Source organism: Corallococcus terminator (assembly GCF_049194865.1).
Taxonomy (GTDB): domain Bacteria; phylum Myxococcota; class Myxococcia; order Myxococcales; family Myxococcaceae; genus Myxococcus; species Myxococcus terminator_A.
The window spans coordinates 1-15,031 of sequence record NZ_JBLZWL010000004.1; the positions used below are offsets into that span (position 1 = coordinate 1).

The following is a 15,031-nucleotide window of genomic DNA, read 5'->3' on the forward strand; positions in this document are numbered from 1 at the left end:
GTCAGCGACACGCGCCGCATGACGCTGTCGACGGTGGCGAAGTGCAGCGCCAGGTCTTCCACCCGCTTGGCCAGCAGGTTGTCTTCCTTCACCGCGCGGATGAGGTCCTGACGGGAGACGCCGGACAGCCCGGCCAGGTCATCCACCAGCGCGTCCACGGCGCCCTTCGCGAGCTTCACGCCGTCGCGCGCGGCGATGGCTCGCAGCGCCAGCGCCAGCGTCAGCCGCCGCTCCGTGTCCGCGCGGGTGAGCGGCTCTCGCAGCCAGCCCTCCAGCGCCTCCTGGAGTTCGTTCGGCTGGAAGTCCTTGCGAATCAGCATGGGCCGCTCGACCTCCGCCCAGCGGCGGCGAATCTCCTCGTCCACCAGCGCGGGCGTCAGCGTCACCCGGGTGCGCGCGACCACTTCGTCCAGCACGCGCTCCTGGGTGAGCCGGTCCATCTCCTCGGTGCGCTCGCGGGCGAGCGTGTCACCCAGGTGGGCCATCACGTCGGTGAGGGTGCCCAGCCCCAGGCGCTTGAGCAGCTCCGGCGAGTCATCCTCCAGCAGCTTCAGCTCGGCTGCCGCCTTCACGTCGAGCAGGAAGCGCGCCGTCACGCCGCGCAGCGACTCCACCACATAGGTGTCCGGCAGCTTCAGCTCGATGCCGAAGGACTGGCCCACCTTCGCGCCCACCAGCGCCTCGAAGAAGCCGGGCAGCAGCGCATCCGGTGCGACCTCCGCCCGCCAGTTCTCCCGCGCGGAGAAGGGGATGAGCCGGCCGTTGGCGAAGCCGAGGACTTCCAGCAGCACCTCGTCGTCGGGCCCCACCACCTCGCCCGCGAGGCGCTCACGACGGTCCGCGTGCTGGCGGCGCAGGGAATCGAAGCGCTCCACCAGGGACTGCTCGTCGATGGGGCCGGGAGCGACCAGGGCCACCGTCAGCCCTTCGAGGGAGGGCGCCTGCACGGTGGGGAGGGAGACGGGCTCGGTGCTGCCCAGCGACAGCGACGCGGGCATGCGCTTCATGATGCCGAGCGCGTGCAGCTCGGCCAGCGAGCGCGCACCGCCACCCTTCGAGTCGTTCTGGGACGTCATGCTTCCTCCGCTCCGGGGAGTCCGGATAGCACAGAGCGGAGGAGGCGGCGCGGCGCCTAGAAGAACGCGCCGACGAAGCTGGACGCCGTGGAGACGACGGCGCCTGCCTGGCTGACCAGCGGGATGTTGGTGGCCGCGGCGATGGAGCCCAGCGCGGTGACGCCGGCGGTGACCTTCTTGCCCACCGCGGCGTTCGGATCCGCGATGGTGCTCGCTGCGGCGGCGGTGTCCGCCGCGGCGATGGCGACGTTGAGGCCCGGCGCGAAGCGGCCCGCAGCCCTGGCCACGGCCGTGCCACCATCCCGCAGCGCGGTGCGGGCGGCGCTGGAGCCCAGACGGCCCGCGTCCTCCAGTCCATTGCCCGCGGCGCGAGCGGCGACGTCGCGCATCACCTGGCGGGACGCGCCCTCCACGCCTTCGGTCGCGACGGAGGTGGCCACGCGGTTCGCCACCGCGCCCGGGGCCTCCGGCGCGGCCTGCGTGAAGGCGGTGCGCGCGGCGTTGGCCGCCGCGCGGAAGTTGCTGACGTTGCCCGCGAGGTCCAGGCCGCCCTTGGCCGCGTTGAGGCCCGTGGACGCCAGGCCCGACACGGAGCCGAGCGCCCTGTTGGCGGACTCGCCGGACGGGTTGCGGAAGGCCTCGCGCACGTCGCGGGCCGACAGGTAGGCCGCGCCGGGGAGCTGCGCCACGCTGGCCGCCGTGGACACGCCGCCAGCCCAGCGGGCGCTTCGGGTGTTCACGCCCGCCACGGTGGAGCCGGTGAGGCCCGTCTCGAGAGGCCCGAAGCGGATGGGGCCCTCCGCGCGGCGCATCTGGGTGGCACCCACCGCGTCGGAGAACTGCCTCACCCCATTGGTGCCCATGGCCACCGCGTTGCCGACCTGCTCAAAGCGGTCCGACCTCGCCGCGGGCGGGGGCGGCGCCGGGACATCAGCCCGGGGTGCCGGAGGCGGCGCGGCCGACGGCTGTGCGGGCCGAGCGGTGGGAGCGGAACTCGGGGCGGTGGGACGAGGTTCGATGGGCGCCAACTCAGGACTCCAGACGCAATTCAGGGTGTTCTACGTGGATCATCGTGCCTTGTTTCCAGATGTTGCGTCGAACCGGCTCGCTGGCGGGCGATTTTGCCTCCCGGCGAACTTCCTGCCCGCGCTGGACGACGTAACCCCCTGTAATCCATCGGAGGTCGGGTAATCTGCGCGCCCCATGAACATCAGAATCCTGAGCGCCCTCCTCCTCTGCCTCGCCTTCACCGCCTGCAAGGACTCCACCGAGAAGAAGGAGTCCACGGGCAACGCCACGCCGCCGGCCGGCTCGAAGCAGCCCACGGCCCCGAGGCCCGCGGAGCCCGCGGCCGAAGGCGCTGGTGAGTGGATGAAGAAGGCCTACGGCGGCCAGGACATCCAGGCCACGCTGGAGACGAACCAGGGCCCCATCGTCGTGCGGCTGTTCTCCAAGGACGCGCCGAACACGGTGTCCAACTTCGTGGGCCTCGCCACGGGCGAGAAGGCGTGGACGGACCCTCGCAGCGGCGAGCGCGTGACGGGCAAGCCGCTGTACGACGGCGTCATCTTCCACCGCGTGATTCCCGGCTTCATGATTCAGGGCGGAGACCCCACGGGCTCCGGCCGGGGTGACCCGGGCTATCGCTTCGGTGACGAGTTCCAGAGCGGCCGCAAGTTCGACAAGGTGGGCCTGCTCGCCATGGCCAACGCGGGCCCGGGCACCAACGGCTGCCAGTTCTTCATCACCACGTCCACGCCGGACAACCTCAACAACCGGCACACCATCTTCGGTGAGGTGGTGAAGGGCTACGACGTCGTGGAGAAGATCTCCAAGGTGGCCACGGGCCCGGGCGACCGGCCGGTGGACCCCGTCGTCATCCAGAAAATCACCCTCGCGGACGCGCAGTAATGGAGCGACGCAACCTCCGACGCGTGGCCACGCGCCTGGGCGAGCTGGACTGCCAGGTGGTGGACGCGCTCGCCGAAGGAACCCTGCCCGAGCTGGTGGTGGTGCTCTGCCACGGCTTCGGCGCTCCGGCGACGGACCTCGTCTCGCTGGCGCCGGAGCTGTTGACGCTGGAGGCGTCACTGGCGTCGCGCGTGCGCTTCGTCTTCCCTGGCGCTCCGCTGTCACTGGCCGAGTGGGGCATGCCTGGCGGGCGCGCCTGGTTCCATCTGCCCGAGGCCATCATGCGCGGGCAGCTGAGGGACTGGAACGCGTACGCGAAGGAAGTGCCCGAGGGCCTGCCCGCCGCGCGCCGGGCCATCATCTCCGTGGTGGACGCGCTGTCGGCCGCGACGAAGCTCCCCTACGGGCGCATCGTCCTCGGCGGCTTCAGCCAGGGCGGCATGGTGACGACGGACGTGGCCCTGCGGCTGGAGGAGCGACCGGCCGGGCTGTGCATCCTCTCCGGCACGCTCATCGCGGAGTCGGAGTGGAAGCAGCGGGCCCAGGCCCGGCAGGGGCTGCCGGTGTTCCAGGGCCACGGCCGCCACGACGACGTGCTGCCCTTCTCGGCCGCCGAGCGCCTGCGCGACACGCTGGTGCAGGCGGGCCTGTCCGTGGACTTCCTCCCCTTCGACGGGCCGCACACGATTGACGCCGAGGAGTTGGAGCGGATGGCCGCGTTCCTGAAGGCGCGACTGGAAGGCTGAGGCATGTACCACGCGAAGGAGCTCACGGTGCCCACCCGGGGGCGCGGCTTCACGGACATCACTGGCGACGTGCAGCGGGCGGTGGCGGACAGCGGTGCGAAGCAGGGCCTGTGCACCGTGTTCCTCCACCACACGAGCGCGTCCCTGATTCTGTGTGAGAACGCGGACCCGGACGTGCGCCGGGACTTGGAGTCCTTCTTCGCTCGGCTGGTGAAGGACGGGGACCCCCTCTTCGTGCACGACGCGGAGGGGCCCGACGACATGCCGGCGCACGTGCGCACGGTGCTCACGCAGAACTCGCTGAGCATCCCCGTGAAGGATGGCGCGGCGAACCTGGGGACGTGGCAGGGCGTCTACGTCTGGGAGCACCGGGCCGCGCCCCACCGCCGACGCGTCACCGTGTCGGTGGTGGGCTGAGCGTCAGCGCAGTCCGCGCGTGCTGGCCACGACGCGCAGCTTGCGCTCCTTCGTCTGGGTGGGGATGCGCGCCTGCCCGCGAATGCGCACCCAGGAGCCGGGCGACTCGGGCGTGGCGTGCACCATGGACCAGCCGGTGGGGACCTCCGGCGCGGCCCAGCCGTAGAGGGCCCGGGCATCCCGAGGCGCCAGGTTGACGCAGCCGTGGCTCGTCGGTTCACCGAAGCGGTCGTGCCAGTAGGCGGTGTGCAGCGCGTAGTCCCGTTCGAAGAACATGGTCCACGGCACGGTGGCCACGCGGTAGGTGTCATTGCCCGCGGTGGCGTTGCCCGTCATGTCGGCCTCCGCGAACTTGATCCACACGCGGTACAGGCCCTCGGGCGTGTCGGTGCCGGGCTTCCCGGAGGAGATGAGCGTGGCGTAGACGGGGCGCTCGCCCTCGTAGGCGATGAGCACCTGGGCCTCCAGGTCCACGTCGAACCAGCGCGCGCCGGGCTCCACACCGGGGGGCGCGTGGTTGAACCAGGCGACGTGGAGGTCCTCGCGCGCCACCCAGTGGTCCTCCGCGATGAGCACCCAGTTGCCATCGGGAGACAGCTCGCGCACGGCCACCAGGGTCCGCGCGGGCAGCACCGTCTCACGGGCGGCCTTCGCGTCCGGGGCGACCTTCACCTCCACGGAGGCCGTGGGCTTCACGCGCGACTGGGCCCAGGCGAAGGGCGAGGACAGCTCCGACAGCTGGTCCGCGTCCACGCCGACGAAGGCGGAGGGCCGGTATTCGCGCAGGACGCGGGCCTCCAGATATTGGCCATCCGTGGTGCGCCAGAAGGTGCGTCGGCCCACGCGCACCTGTCCGCGCAGCTGCACCGTCACGGAGCCCTTGAGCAGCACGCCCTTCCTGCGCGAGCGGGCCAGGGCGAGGCTCGGGTAGGCGCGCACGCGCTTGCCCACGACGCGGGCATAGGTGCCGGGGGTCAGCTCTCCTTCGCGCAGGCGGGGCAGGTCCCGGACGCGGGGCTCGCGGAAGTTGCGCTCCAGGTAGCGCTCGCAGACCCAGCCGCGCGGCTGGATTTCGACCCAGGCCTCGCACTCGGGATTGCGCATGGCGGTCTCTCCCTTCCAGAGCACGCGCATGTCCTGGGCCACCGTGCCCAGGGGCGGCGCGTCCTGACGAGGCGCGGAGCGGACCGCGATGGAGCGACGCACGCGCAGCGAGCCCGCGTCGGGCTGGTAGGGAATGGCGACGGGCTCGGTGCCCGCGTCCGCGCCGCTGGCCGTCACGGAGTCGGGCGTGTCCTCGTCGGGCTCCAGGGACGGGTCCTCGAGCACGAGGCTCGTGTCTTCCAGCGGCTCACCGTCCGGGCCGAGCACCAGCTCCAGGCCGGGGTTGCGCTTGTCGGGGATGACGACGAGTTGCTCGGCGGGAGGCGGTGGTGACTCCTCGGGGTCCTCGGCGGGGAGGTCCTCGCGGCGCTCGGGCTTGGGCATGGCGCTGAGCGCGGGGTCGATGGCGAGCGAGGGCTCGTCATGTGCGGAGGAGTCGTCAGCCGAGTCGCGGGAGTCCGAGGAGGGACGCGCGGCGGAAGTCGGACGCGAGGGCCCACCATCCGTGTCGAGCACGGGCGCGGTCCGATTCCACGCGGCGAGCAGGTCTCCCGGAGTGGAGCCCGAGGGAGCGTGGCTGCCGGCTGCACCCGCCGATGGGGTACCGCCATCTTCCGAGACGACCGCCTCCACCGTGGTGCGACCGTTCTCCACGAGGCCACGACCCGGCGGGGCGCCGTCTCCGACAGGCACCGCAGCGCCGGCTCCCGAAGGCACCGCAGCGCTGGCCCCAGCAGGCACCGCGGCGATGGCCCCAGCAGGCACCGCGGCGATGGCCCCAGCAGGCACCGCAGCACCAGCCCCGGCAGGCACCGCAGCACCAGCCCCGGCAGGCACCGCAGCACCAACCCCGGCAGGCACCGCAGCACCAGCCCCAGCAGGCACCGCAGCACCAGCCCCGGCAGGCACCGCAGCACCAGCCCCGGCAGGCACCGCAGCGCTGTCGCCTCCGGGCCGAGCACCATTCTCCACCACCGCCGCGCCCGAGGACGGTGACGCCTCGCCGGGCCGGGCCTCGGCCCCTGCGGACGTCGCACTCCCTTGGAGATTCGGGCCTGTGGTCGGCGGCGCGATGCCCCCCGCGACGGTCGGAGCTTCCTCCACGGGAGGCGTGGGATTCCCCGGTGCCGCGACGGGCGCGGCCTCCGCTGTCCCGGGAGTGCCCTGTCCCAGGGGTCCCTGACGCGCGGCACCCTCGCGGACCTCACCCGAGGGTGCGGAAGTAGTGCCTGTGGCGGGACGGGACGGGCTCGGCGCTACACCTTCAACAGGAGAGGGGGAGTCCTCCGTCTTCGACGAAGGCGTGCAGGCGATTCCAGGCAGGATGAGGGCGAGCTGAAGCCAACGTCGCATGTGGACGACACGGTACGAGGGCTTGACCGCTTGCTCAACGTCGTCCGAGGTGGGGCCGCCTGCGCACGACTCCGCGCGGGTGCGTAATCCGTGCGGTCCTGACGGTGGATGTCACATGCAACGGAATGGAGGCGCCCTGCCCCTCTCCCGCACAGGAGGAATCCCGCATGGCCCCGGATACCCCGAGACATGTCTCACGTGAGACACGTCTGGGGTCACCCGGCTCCGCTCTCGTCGGGCCTACCGGGAGGCGGGGCGGCTGCGTCGCGGCGCCTGCGTCGGGGGCGGTGCGGAAGAAGCCGTGCTCGCCCCGGCGGTGATGAGCCGGAGCTCCGCGAGCGCCACGCGCACGTGATGCGCGAGCTCGTGCTTCGTCGTGTCCTCGATCCAACGCTCGAACGCGCTCTTGAAGATGGCGATGCCCGCTTCGGCGACGAGGTTCGCCACCGTCTTCTCGACGCCGCGTCCCCGGAGGCTCTCCGACATCGCCGACGCGAGTGACGCGAGTTTGATCAGCTCGCGCTCCCGCAGCTCCGCATGCGCCACGATGAGGGGTTGCCGCTTGCAAGCGTGCGCACGGCGCTCCTCGAATCCCGGCGAGGTGGCCTCCAGCGCGGCGGCGACGGCATCGAGGGGGGCCATCGCCTTTGGAGCATCGGCGATGGTGTTGACGAGGAGCGCCTCGAGCTCCTTCGAGCGCGAGAACAGCACCTCTCTCTTGTCGGAGAAGTAGCGGAAGAATGTCCGCTCGGTGAGCCCCGCGCGCGCGGCGATCTCCTCCACCGTCGTGCGGTCGTACCCGCGCTCCTGGAACAACGACATCGCGGCGTCTTGCAGGCGTTCGAGCGCGTTCGGTTCCCAACGACCCATGCCGCCACTGTACCTGATTGCAGCGACTGACATCACATGCTAGAACCCATGTCAGCTTCTGACATCGGAGGTTCACATGCGCGTCTTTGTCACGGGTGCTTCGGGGCACATCGGGTTCGCTGTCGTCCGTGAGTTGCTTGCGGCCGGGCATGCGGTCGTCGGACTGTCCCGCTCCGACTCCTCAGCCGCCGCGCTGAGGTCCGCGGGTGCCGAGGTGCGGCGAGGCAACCTCGATGACCTCCATGGTCTGCGGGAGGCCGTTGCCGCCTCGGATGGCGTCATCCACCTCGCGTTCAAACATGACATCGCCTTCACCGGCGACTACGCGGGTGCGGTGACGGCCGACCTCCGCGCCATCGAAGCGATGAGCGCCGCGCTCGAGCGCTCCGGCAAGCCATTCGTGGGCACGGCGGGAACGCTCGCGCTGGCTCATGCCGTGAGCGGTCGCACTGGCACTGAACACGACGCGCTCGCGAGCGGCCCCCGCATCGACGCGGAGAACGCGGTGGTCGCGTTCGGAAAGCGCGGCGTCCGGTCCTCTGTCATCCGCCTCGCACCGACGGTGCACAGCTCACTCGACCACCAAGGTTTCGTCCCTTCGCTCATCGCGATGGCGCGAAAGAACGGCTTCGCCGCCTACGTCGGGGACGGGTCCAACCGCTGGCCGGCGGTGCACACGCTCGATGCGGCGCGACTCTACCGACTGGCGCTGGAGGTAGCGCCGGCGGGCTCTCGCATCCACGGGGCCGCCGAGGAAGGCGTCCCCTTCCGCGACATCGCCGAAGCCATCGGCCGAGGCCTCGGGCTACCGGCCAGGAGCGTCTCCGCGGAGGACGCGAGCAAGTACCTCGGATTCCTCGCCGCCTTCGCCCAGCTCGACAACCCCACGTCCAGCGCGCACACGCGCAACCTCTTGCACTGGCAGCCGACGCAGCCGGGGCTGCTCGCCGACCTCGCGGACCGCCACTACTTCGAGCCCGTGGCACCCGCGTGACAGGAAACGCGTCGAGCGTGAGCACGGCGCGCTGGAGACAGGAGACGCGTCGAGCGTGAGCAAGGCGCGCTGGAGACAGGAGACGCGTCGAGCGTGAGCAAGGCGCGCTGGAGACAGGAGACGCGTCGAGCGTGAGCAAGGCGCGTTGGAGACAGGAGACGCGTCGAGCGTGAGCAAGGCGCGTTGGAGACAGGAGACGCGTCGAGCGTGAGCAAGGCGCGTTGGAGACAGGAGACGCGTCGAGCGTGAGCAAGGCGCGTTGGAGACAGGAGGCGCTCCGAGCGCGAGCAACGCGCGTTGAAAACAGGAGATGCGCCGAGCGCGAGCACCGCGCGCTGAAGACAGGCGGCGCTCCGAGCGCGAGCAACGCACTCGGTACACCCCTGGCCGTTACGTTGACCGGAGCGGGGTCGCCGGTTCAGCGCAACAGCCCGATGACCTCGGCGGGGAACGCCGTGCCCGAGGGCCAGAGCACATAGGCCGCGCCGCGCGAGTGCTGCCACGCGCGCCAGAGTTCGTCGCGCTTGTACGTCACCCCCACCGTCTCATCGGTCTTGAAGGCGGGGTCATTGCACACGACGTCGCCTTCGGGCGTGAAGCCCCTCAGCACGATGAGGTGTCCATCCGAGCTGCGCACGGGCGAGCCGGTGAGTTCGCCCTCCTCATAGGCGATGCTGATGCTGACGGGGATTCCCGCGGCGATGAGGCGCTCCACCTGCGCGAAGCCATCCAGGCGCAGCACCGCGCCGTGCAGCGCGCCGTCGCCGATGGCGGAGGCATACGCCGTGTTGAAGGCCCAGTTGCCCGTGCCCTTGTAGACCCAGTCATAGGTCCGATCCGCCGACGAAGGCACCGTCGTGGTCAGCTCCGGCCGGTTCAGCTTCTGTCCCCAGTATCCGAGCAACATCGTGGTGGACGTGGGCGAACACCACACGGGGCCACCGTCGGGATAGAGCATCTGCGAGCGGCCGGGAACCTCCAGCACCGTGCCCCAGGCCGTCCTGTCGGACGCGACATCCGCGACGACACCCTGCTTGTCGCTCACCGCCGCCGACAGCGCGCGAACCCGAGGCGTGGCCTCCGGCTGTGAAGAGAACAGCCACACCGTCATCCGCAGCGCGTCCGCGCGACGCTTGAGGTTGAGCGTGTCCGTGTACACCTGACCGTCCGCGTCCCCCTGCCCATCCACGCTGTGCCGGGCCACGGGCTCCTTGTCGAAGGCCCACACGCCCAGCTCGTAATCCTTCGTCCAGCTGCCCTCGATGCGCGCGGCGAGCGTCACCTTCACCCAGGTGCCCGGAGGCGTCAGCGCATCGAACGAGGGCACCACGCTGGTGAAGCCACCCGGCACGAGCTGGACCTCGGAGACGGCGCTTCCCAGCCGATAGGTCGCCTCGTGGTAGCGCGTACCACCGTCCTCGTTGCGCCCCGTGGGGACGGGCACGCTGTCCGTCCGCGCCGCCGCGTCCAGGACCAGCGCACCGTCGACAGTGAGCGAGGTGCCCTCACGCGTGAAGCGCTCGAAGTCGCGCTCCACCGCGCTGCGCCGCCACAGCTTCGCCGGGGTCCCCGGCTCACCCGAGGGAAGGTCCTCACGACCTTTCTGCTGCGAGACACAGGCCGTCTGCGTGGAGGCCAGGAGGAGGGCAAGCGTCGACAGGGAGCGAGCGTTCACGGAACGGAGTCTGTGAGAACCCGATGCAGTCGGCAACCACTGCGGGGGCTCATCCGGCCGCACGCCTCCTGCTCGAAAATTCCACCCCCGATGTGTCACCCGAGGTCGTCGTGGCTCGTCTAGAGAGTGAAACAAGCGCAAACGCAAAGGAGATCTGAAATGTTTGTCTCTGAAGAGTATTTGAGGCGGCACTTCGGGCTCTCTCCCCAAGAGCCCACCCATGAGCAGATGAAGGCCATGTTCAAGGAGTACAACCAACTCCTGGAATCAAAGAAGGAGCCCACCGACGAGGACCTCGCCGCAATCGTCAAGAAACACTGCACGACGTACCAGCAATTCAAACACAATCAGGGCGAACCCAAGGAGTCCAGAAAGTATTATGATTCTGGCGACTACGCACCGAAAAAGGTGCCTGAGAAGCCCTGACAAAGCCAGTCAACGCGGGGCGCCGGGCCAGGCCTCTGTCTCGGTCGCCGCAAGCAACTTGTAGAGCGTCTTGCGGTCCACATCGAGCAACCGGGCCGCCTCGCTCTTGTTGCCGCGAGACACAGGCCGTCTGCGTGGAAGCCAGCAGAAGGGCAAGCGTCGACAGGGAGCGAGCATTCACGGAGCGGAGTCAGTGAGCCCTCGATGCAGGCGGCAACCACCCTGAGGGCTCATCCGGTCGCATGCCTCCTGCTCGAAAATCCCACCTTCAATGTGTCACTCACGAGTGCCGTGGCTCGTTTAGACAGTGAAACAAGCGCAAAGGAGATCTGAAATGTTTTTCACTGAAAAATTCCTGAGGCTGAAGTACGGGCTCTCACCCCAAGAGCCCACTGAGGAGCAACATCAGGCCATCAACGAGGAGTTCAACCACCTCCTGGAATCAAAGCAGATGCCCACCAGTGAGGATTTCGAGGCAATCGTCAAGGAACACTGCACGACATACCAGCAGTTCCCACACAAGCAGAGTGAGTGAGGAGCCCAGATGGAGTTAGATTCTGGTGACCACTCACTAAGCAAGGTGACTGGGAAACCCTGACAAAGCCAGTCAACGCGGGGCGCCGGGCCAGGCTTCTGGCTCGGTCGCCTCCAGAATGTGTCACTCGCGAGGCCGTGGCTCGTTTAGCGGGTGAACCAAACGCAAAGGAGAACTGAAATGTTTATCGAGAAAGAGGCCTTGAGGCAGCACTACGGGCTCTCGTCCCAAGAGCCCACTCGGGAGCAGATGAAAGCCATCTTCAAGGAGTTCGAACAACTCCTGGAATCAAAGGAGGAGCCCACCGAAGTGGCGTTCGACGCAATCGTCAAGAACCACTGCACCACGTTCCAGCAGTTCCAACACAAGAAGGAATGACCCTGCCGAGACGGACGCATTGCATTGAAGACCTCCAAGGGCCCTGGGGCCCCTGACAAAGCCAGTCAACGCGGGGCGCCGGGTCAACCCTCCGCCTCGGCCGCCTCCAGCAGCTTGTAGAGCGTCTTGCGGTCCACATCGAGCAGCCGGGCCGCCTCGCTCTTGTTGCCGCCCACCGCCTGGAGCACGTGCGCCGCATACCGGCGCGACAGCTCCGCGAGGCTGGGCATGTCACCCGCCAGCCCCGTCAGCCGCTTGGGCGCATCCCCAATCGGCTCCGGGAAGTCCTGGGGCCCCAGGACGCCCGTCACGTTGAGCGCCAGCGCCCGCGCCACCACGTTCTCCAGCTGCCGCACGTTGCCCGGCCAGTCATAGGCCGTCAGCCGCGACATCGCCTCCGACGTCACCACCGGACTCACCCCGCCCCGCGCATGTCGCGACGCGAAGTGCACCACCAGTGCCGGGATGTCCTCGCGCCGCTCGCGCAGGGGTGGCAGGTGCAGGTGCACCACGTCCAGCCGGTACAGCAGGTCCTCGCGGAACGCCCCCTCCGCCACCCGCTCCTTCAAGTTCCGGTTCGTCGCCGCGACGACGCGCGCGTCCACCTTCACCGGCACGCTCTCGCCCACGCGTCGAATCTCGCCCTCCTGCAACACCCGCAGGAGCTGCGACTGCACCTTCATCCCCACGTCGCCAATCTCGTCGAGGAACAGCGTCCCGCCGTTCGCCTCCTCGAACACACCCCGCCGCGCGCCCGACGCGCCCGTGAAGCTGCCCTTGGCGTGGCCGAACAGCTCGCTCTCCATCAGCGACTCGGTGATGGCGCCGCAGTCCACGGGGATGAACGGACCGGAAGCGCGCGGCGAGCGCTTGTGCAGCGCCCGCGCCACCATCTCCTTGCCCGTGCCCGTCTCGCCCGTAATCAACACCGGCACGTTGCTCGCCGCCGCGCGGGCCACCTGCTTGTACACCTCCAGCAACGCCGGGCTCCGCCCCACCAGCGCGCTGCGGTCCACCTGCTGGCGCAGCGAGCGGTTCTCCTCCACCAGCCGCTTCTGCTCCAGCGCCCGCCGCGCCACGCGCAGAATCGCGTCCACGTCGAAGGGCTTGGCCAGGTAGTCGAAGGCCCCCAACTGGATGCTGTCCAGCGCGCCCTCGATGTTGCCGAACGCCGTCACCACAATCACCGGCGTGTCCGGAAGGTGCGCCTTCACCTCCTGCAACACCTTGAGCCCATCGCCCGGCTCGGGCATGGCCATGTCCGTCAGCACCAAATCAAACGAGCCCTCCGCCAGCTTCTCCTGCGCCGCCTTCGGGTGCGCCGCCTGCGACACCGTGCCCAGCGGCCCCAAGAGCCGCTGGAGCAAATCCCTCGCCTGAGGGTCATCGTCCACGACGAGGATGCGGGAAGCACTCACGAGGCCACCTTGCGGATTCCGGAAGCAGTGGACGACTCCACGGACTCGACGGTGCTCCCCACCGTCGGCCGCGTCACTTGCGCGAAGCGGACCACCACGCGAGTGCCCTTCCCCTCTTCCGAGCGCACCGTCAACGTCCCGCCATGCGCCTCCACCACGCGCTTCGTGGTGGCCATGCCCAACCCATGCCCTGGCAACGAACGCACCTCCGGCGCGCGGAAGAACGGCTGGAACAGCGAGGCCATCGCCCCAGGCCCCATGCCGATGCCGTTGTCCACCACCTCCAGCACCGCGTCCGTCCCTTCCGTGGAGACGCTCACCGTCACCCGAGGCTCCGGCCGCCCCGCCGTGTACTTCACCGCGTTCGTCAGGAGGTTGCGCGCGGTGACCTGCAACAGCTGCCCCGGGCAGTCCACCGCGACGCCCGCTTGCAGCGTCCGCTCCAGCGCCACGCCCTGCGCCGCCGCCGTCTGCGCCACCTCCAACAACACCGTCGTCACCGCCGTGTCCAGCTCGCCCACGGTGCGCTCTCCGCGAGTGCCCGCGCGACAGAAGCGCAGCAGCGCCTCAATCAGCTCGCCCATGCGCACCGCGCTGGACTCGCACTGCGCCAGCATCTCCAGCGCGCCCGCGTCCTTCACCCCGCCCGTGCGACGGATGAGCGTCAGGTAGCCCTTGAGCGGCGCCAGCGGACTGATGAGGTCATGCGCCACGCGACGCGTGAAGGCATCCAGCTCCTGGTTGTGCCGGCCCAGCTCCTCGAGCTGGCCCTGAATCGTCGTGTCCTGGCGCTTGAGCAGCGAGGTGATGTGCCACCCCACCAGCATCGACAGCAACATCGCCAGCAGCGTGGTGCCCGCGCCCAAGGCCGTGTTGCGCACGCGCAGGTCCGCGAGCTTCCCCACCAGGCGCCGCGCCTCGTTCGCGTTCTCCTCCGACAGCGAGCCGCCCAGCGCGTCGAGCTGCGCGGCCACCGGTCGGATGCGCTCCGCCAGATGCCGGCGCGCGCGGTCCGCCTCCCGCCGCTGCGAGAAGACCGCCGCCGCGCGCACCTGGTCCGCCAGCCCCTGGCAGGCCGCGTTGAAGCGCTGCCAGACCGCCTTGTCTCCCGGCGGCAGGTTGCGCGTGTACGCCTCCGAGGCGAAGCGGATGTCGGTGAGGATCTCCTCCATCACCCCGTCCGCCGCCTCGCGCTCCGAATCGTCCGTGGCGCGGATGTGCGCCTCGATGGCCGACTCCAATGACAGCGCGTCCACGCGGATGCGGCCGATGAGGCTGGCGCGCTCGAGCGCCTCCTGCACCAGCGCATCCACCTGCGTGCCCGTGCGGACCTCCGTCCACAGCGTGAAGCCCGTGACGGCCGACAGCAGGGCCACCACGAAGAAGAAGCCTGCGCGATAACCGCGAATGGACGTACGGGAACTCACCAGGGTCCGACCTCTACCACGGAGGCACGGGCCCCGAGGACCCACGCCTCCGTCAAGGCACCGCCGTCCCGTCGCCTGCCACGGGGGCGTCCTGCTGCCGCGCCGACGGCAACCGCCGCCGCGCCCGCTCCAGCGCGGACTCATAGAAGACGTCGGAGAGCTGCTCGTGCATCTCCCGCAGCTCGTTCAGCTCCCGCTCGCGCGCGAGCAGCTGCGTGTTGTGCTCCTCCAGCGCGTGCCGGTCCGCCTCCGTGCGCACCAGCTCCTCCAGGAGCGCCACGCGGCCCTGCTCCACCTCCGCGCGCTCCTGCACCAGCCGCTCGATGGTCGCCTCCAGCGCCGCCAGCTTCACCGCCACCACTTCGGAGCGCTCCCGCTCCAACTGGTACTCGCGCTGCCAGCGCATCGCCTCCTGGACCTGCGCCTCCAGGCGCTCAGGCGTGATTCGCGCGCACCCCGTCGCCAGCCACGCCACCGCCGCAGTCGCGCACCACAGGAACCGCATACACCGTCTCTCCCGCGCCGCGGTCGCGAGAGATTCGCGACGACGAGCTGCCACGGGCTCGCACGCCCCAGCCGGGAACGCGCACGCAGCTTGCTCAAGTGCCCCGGTGTCGTCAAAGCGCCAGGCGCCTGTCTGGGGAGCAAGCCCCCAATGTTGGAGCTTCAACTGAGGAGTTTCTCCCCAGCCCTCGCCGCGC

The 15,031-nt window shown here is 69.7% G+C and carries 16 protein-coding genes; 7 read left to right on the forward strand and 9 right to left on the reverse strand.

The genetic code is table 11. The annotated features are described in order from the left end of the window. Together ACN469_RS05035 and ACN469_RS05040 are read right to left on the reverse strand one after the other, a co-directional pair. A partial coding sequence (locus ACN469_RS05035; RefSeq protein WP_498764676.1) for a trigger factor occupies positions 1 to 1,076 on the reverse strand: 1,076 nt, incomplete at its 3' end. A 56-nt stretch (positions 1,077 to 1,132) separates the two neighbouring features. Next, positions 1,133 to 1,939, reverse strand: a complete 807-nt coding sequence (locus tag ACN469_RS05040) for a hypothetical protein (RefSeq protein WP_498764678.1) — start codon at positions 1,937 to 1,939, stop codon at positions 1,133 to 1,135. Between the two features lie 340 nt (positions 1,940 to 2,279). On the opposite strand from ACN469_RS05040, the gene ACN469_RS05045 reads away from it, so the two are divergent. The 3 genes from ACN469_RS05045 to ACN469_RS05055 are packed head-to-tail and all read left to right on the forward strand — an operon-like array spanning position 2,280 to position 4,150. Then, positions 2,280 to 2,987, forward strand: a complete 708-nt coding sequence (locus ACN469_RS05045; protein ID WP_498764680.1) for a peptidylprolyl isomerase — start codon at positions 2,280 to 2,282, stop codon at positions 2,985 to 2,987. Further along, positions 2,987 to 3,733 carry an alpha/beta hydrolase gene (locus tag ACN469_RS05050; RefSeq protein WP_498764682.1) on the forward strand — a complete coding sequence of 249 codons (747 nt, stop codon included), beginning with the start codon at positions 2,987 to 2,989 and terminating at the stop codon, positions 3,731 to 3,733. Before ACN469_RS05045 ends, ACN469_RS05050 begins: the two co-directional genes overlap by 1 nt. 3 nt (positions 3,734 to 3,736) lie before the next feature. Continuing rightward, positions 3,737 to 4,150 carry a secondary thiamine-phosphate synthase enzyme YjbQ gene (locus ACN469_RS05055; RefSeq protein WP_498764684.1) on the forward strand — a complete coding sequence of 138 codons (414 nt, stop codon included), beginning with the start codon at positions 3,737 to 3,739 and terminating at the stop codon, positions 4,148 to 4,150. A 3-nt stretch (positions 4,151 to 4,153) separates the two neighbouring features. Here ACN469_RS05055 and ACN469_RS05060 read toward each other — a convergent pair whose 3' ends face one another. Continuing rightward, positions 4,154 to 5,947: a L,D-transpeptidase family protein gene (locus ACN469_RS05060; RefSeq protein ID WP_498764686.1), complete on the reverse strand. Its 1,794-nt coding sequence runs from the start codon at positions 5,945 to 5,947 to the stop codon at positions 4,154 to 4,156. A 900-nt stretch (positions 5,948 to 6,847) separates the two neighbouring features. Then, positions 6,848 to 7,477 (reverse strand): TetR/AcrR family transcriptional regulator, encoded by a 630-nt coding sequence (locus tag ACN469_RS05065; protein ID WP_498764687.1) that lies wholly within the window; start codon positions 7,475 to 7,477, stop codon positions 6,848 to 6,850. Between the two features lie 76 nt (positions 7,478 to 7,553). Here ACN469_RS05065 and ACN469_RS05070 point away from each other — a divergent pair, with 76 nt between their 5' ends. Next, complete coding sequence (locus tag ACN469_RS05070; protein WP_498764689.1) at positions 7,554 to 8,471, forward strand: SDR family oxidoreductase; 918 nt, start codon at positions 7,554 to 7,556, stop codon at positions 8,469 to 8,471. A 418-nt stretch (positions 8,472 to 8,889) separates the two neighbouring features. Here ACN469_RS05070 and ACN469_RS05075 read toward each other — a convergent pair whose 3' ends face one another. Beyond that, on the reverse strand, positions 8,890 to 10,146 hold the full coding sequence (locus ACN469_RS05075; RefSeq protein ID WP_498764691.1) for a C39 family peptidase: 1,257 nt from the start codon (positions 10,144 to 10,146) through the stop codon (positions 8,890 to 8,892). Positions 10,147 to 10,305: 159 nt separating this feature from the next. On the opposite strand from ACN469_RS05075, the gene ACN469_RS05080 reads away from it, so the two are divergent. Continuing rightward, positions 10,306 to 10,572: a hypothetical protein gene (locus tag ACN469_RS05080; protein WP_498764693.1), complete on the forward strand. Its 267-nt coding sequence runs from the start codon at positions 10,306 to 10,308 to the stop codon at positions 10,570 to 10,572. A 9-nt stretch (positions 10,573 to 10,581) separates the two neighbouring features. On the opposite strand, the gene ACN469_RS05085 is transcribed toward ACN469_RS05080, so the two are convergent. Next, positions 10,582 to 10,749 (reverse strand): helix-turn-helix domain-containing protein, encoded by a 168-nt coding sequence (locus tag ACN469_RS05085; protein ID WP_498764695.1) that lies wholly within the window; start codon positions 10,747 to 10,749, stop codon positions 10,582 to 10,584. A 157-nt stretch (positions 10,750 to 10,906) separates the two neighbouring features. Between ACN469_RS05085 and ACN469_RS05090 the strand changes: the two genes are divergently transcribed. Both ACN469_RS05090 and ACN469_RS05095 read left to right on the forward strand, forming a co-directional pair. Next, positions 10,907 to 11,107: a hypothetical protein gene (locus tag ACN469_RS05090; RefSeq protein ID WP_498764697.1), complete on the forward strand. Its 201-nt coding sequence runs from the start codon at positions 10,907 to 10,909 to the stop codon at positions 11,105 to 11,107. Between the two features lie 180 nt (positions 11,108 to 11,287). Then, a complete protein-coding gene (locus ACN469_RS05095; protein WP_498764699.1) occupies positions 11,288 to 11,485 on the forward strand; it encodes a hypothetical protein in 198 nt (65 codons plus the stop codon). An 83-nt stretch (positions 11,486 to 11,568) separates the two neighbouring features. Here the strand turns inward: ACN469_RS05095 and ACN469_RS05100 are convergent, their stop codons facing one another. The 3 genes from ACN469_RS05100 to ACN469_RS05110 are packed head-to-tail and all read right to left on the reverse strand — an operon-like array spanning position 11,569 to position 14,835. After that, positions 11,569 to 12,903, reverse strand: coding sequence for a sigma-54-dependent transcriptional regulator (locus tag ACN469_RS05100; RefSeq protein WP_498764701.1), 1,335 nt, complete (start codon positions 12,901 to 12,903; stop codon positions 11,569 to 11,571). Beyond that, a complete protein-coding gene (locus tag ACN469_RS05105; protein WP_498764812.1) occupies positions 12,900 to 14,333 on the reverse strand; it encodes a sensor histidine kinase in 1,434 nt (477 codons plus the stop codon). The genes ACN469_RS05100 and ACN469_RS05105 overlap by 4 nt, the downstream gene beginning before the upstream one ends. A 49-nt stretch (positions 14,334 to 14,382) precedes the next feature. After that, the gene (locus ACN469_RS05110; RefSeq protein WP_498764703.1) at positions 14,383 to 14,835 is read right to left on the reverse strand and encodes a hypothetical protein; all 453 of its coding nucleotides are present in this window, start codon (positions 14,833 to 14,835) and stop codon (positions 14,383 to 14,385) included. Between the last annotated feature and the right edge of the window lie 196 nt (positions 14,836 to 15,031).